Below are 2,381 nucleotides of genomic sequence, written 5' to 3'. Positions count from 1 at the left end.
TATTCGGGTCGGGCGAAACTAACCTTCAAGTGTCGGGAGTTCGCAGCCACACCTAGTCGGAAAAGATAAAGCCACTACCGATGCTCTTTTAAATCCTGTACACTGGAAAGTGCCAACAACCCAGCGGAAAGGAAAAGCGATGAAAGAGCAAAATGGTAATGGCTTTGCACCAAGTATAGCACAAGCCATAGAAGAAATGAAGGCAGAACAGGGAGACTCCTTTTCTTTGGAACGCATCAACTTAGCGGAGTTAGAACGACGAACCGGCGTATCTCGTAGTAGACTGCGCAGACTCAAGAGAAACGGCTTTCAAGACTTGCCTCGCAGCACCAAAGGCAGTAGACATAAGGTCACAAAACTCAGCGGTTATACTGGCCTGTTGGACAGCTTGCTGCGCCAAGGCGTTAAGAATTCCTCTGTCGTATTGGAGCGTTTGAAACAGGCTGGTTTTGAAGGAGGGGCGACCATTGTAAAAGAGTATATTGCCGCGCACAAACACCTGATTCCGGCCAGACGCCAGTTGGTTGCGCCGCAGGGAAATCGTGGCCGCCGGTACGTCACAAAGCCCGGTGAAGCCTACCAGATGGACTGGGGATTCGCGGATGTTCTGGATTACAACAGTCAGACCTACCGCGTTGCCTGCTTTGCCATGATCTGCCACCACTGCGGCCAGCGGTATATTGAGTTCTTCCCCAATGCCCGGCAAGAAAACCTGTTTATTGGGATGATCCATGCTTTCCAGTACATGGGGGTTCCGAGATTTGTGTTAACCGACAATATGAAGAGTGTCGTGCTGCACCGGGATCTGGAGGGACATCCAGTCTGGCAGAAAGACTATGAAACCTTTATGCAAGCCCTGGCCTTCGAGACAAAACTTTGCAAGCCACGGCATCCCTTTACCAAGGGCAAGGTGGAGCGGTTGGTTCGCTTTGTGAAAGACAATTTCCTGACTGACCGAGTATTCTGTGATCTTACAGATCTGAATTGGCAGGCGCTGGAATGGTGCAACAAACAGAACGGAACATACCGCCGTACTGTGGATGGTGCGCCTCAAAAGATTCACGAAACTGTATGCGGAGAACAGCTGCGTATGGTGCCGGAGGATGCCGTCCGATTCTATCTCTGTCCAGAAAGAAAGATCTCCTTTGACGGCTTTGTAAATTACGAGGGCAGGCGTTTCGGTGTACCCTACAGCTATCCTGGCGCAACAGCGAGAGTAGAGCGCAGCGGTGATTTATTGCGCATCTATTCTGCTGATCTGAAGGTACTGCTGGCTACACATACCGTTACCTGGAGCCGCACCGACAGTTTCTGTGAAGGACAGTACGAATCCTTGGCACAGCCAGAAGAATTTCCCACAGCGCCTGTACAAACGCAGATTTTTCAGTTACCAAAACCCTCTCAGGATCTCTCCTTTGCCAAATTCGATTTTGACAAGGAGGACCAGGTATGAAGGAAACAATCTTTGAGCAGGTGGCGTCCGCTGCTTCTGTTTTGAAGCTGGATCTTTCCGCTGAGGAATTCGCGCTGTTCGCAGAAGACCGGGAATTCTCGGAAGCGGGAATGGAGGCTGTACAGATGCTGCTCGGCTATCTCAGCGAAAAGAAACAGCAGACCACCATTCAGACCTTATTGAAGATGAGTCGTCTTCCTACAAAAGCACCCAAGACCTTTGAGAATTTTGACTTTTCGCTACTCAAAGGAAAAGATGTGGAACGCCTGAAGGTTTTGTCCTCCTTGAACGCCATCTACTCTCACCGCAACCTGGCCTTTATTGGCCCGGCAGGCACAGGCAAAACGCATCTGGCTCAGGCTTTCGGATACGCCTGCTGCCAGCATGGCTTGAAAACCTACTTTATTAAGGCATCTGAACTCCGGGACCGATTCACGGCAGCCAGACGTTCTGGAAAAACCGATTCCTGTCTCAACGGCCTTGTGCGCCCCTCTTGTCTGATTATTGACGAGATTGGCCACTGTGCCTTCGACAAGGAGAATACGAGGCTGTTCTTTGACCTGATTGACCGGCGCTACAACAAAGAAGGTAGTTTCAATATGATCTTCACCAGCAACAAGAACCCGGCTCTCTGGCGCGAGGATTTTGAGGAAGACGCTACTTTGCTGTGTACGCTGGACCGCATCTTTGACGATGCCACTGTATTTAAGCTGCGTGGTGAAAGTTTCCGCGGAAAGAAACTGGAAACCGTCTCACTGCAAACTGGCAGGGTACCTACAGTTGAGCCGGCAGTAACGAAAGAATAACTAATCTATGAGTGCTGGGTTGTTGGCACTCTTTTTGTTTATTCTACTGGCTCTGGGGTTCGCCGACAAAAATTGGTTAAATACTCCCGACAAAATATGGTCGTGATCTCCCGGCGCCAACA

Annotated in this window: 2 protein-coding genes; both read left to right on the top strand. The window is 50.2% G+C overall.

All coding sequences use genetic code 11. The features are described 5' to 3' along the window. Positions 1-139: 139 nt before the first annotated feature. Positions 140-1,453, top strand: coding sequence for an IS21 family transposase (gene istA / locus B5F28_RS14295; RefSeq protein WP_087296495.1), 1,314 nt, complete (start codon positions 140-142; stop codon positions 1,451-1,453). Beyond that, complete coding sequence (locus B5F28_RS14290; protein ID WP_087296494.1) at positions 1,450-2,259, top strand: ATP-binding protein; 810 nt, start codon at positions 1,450-1,452, stop codon at positions 2,257-2,259. Before istA ends, B5F28_RS14290 begins: the two co-directional genes overlap by 4 nt. The last annotated feature ends 122 nt before the right edge of the window (positions 2,260-2,381 follow it).

It is taken from the genome of Gemmiger sp. An194 (assembly GCF_002160145.1).
In the GTDB taxonomy this organism is placed as follows: Bacteria; Bacillota; Clostridia; order Oscillospirales; family Ruminococcaceae; genus Allofournierella.
The sequence above is the reverse complement of the archived record's forward strand: the minus strand, read 5'-3'. Positions and strand labels throughout refer to the sequence as shown.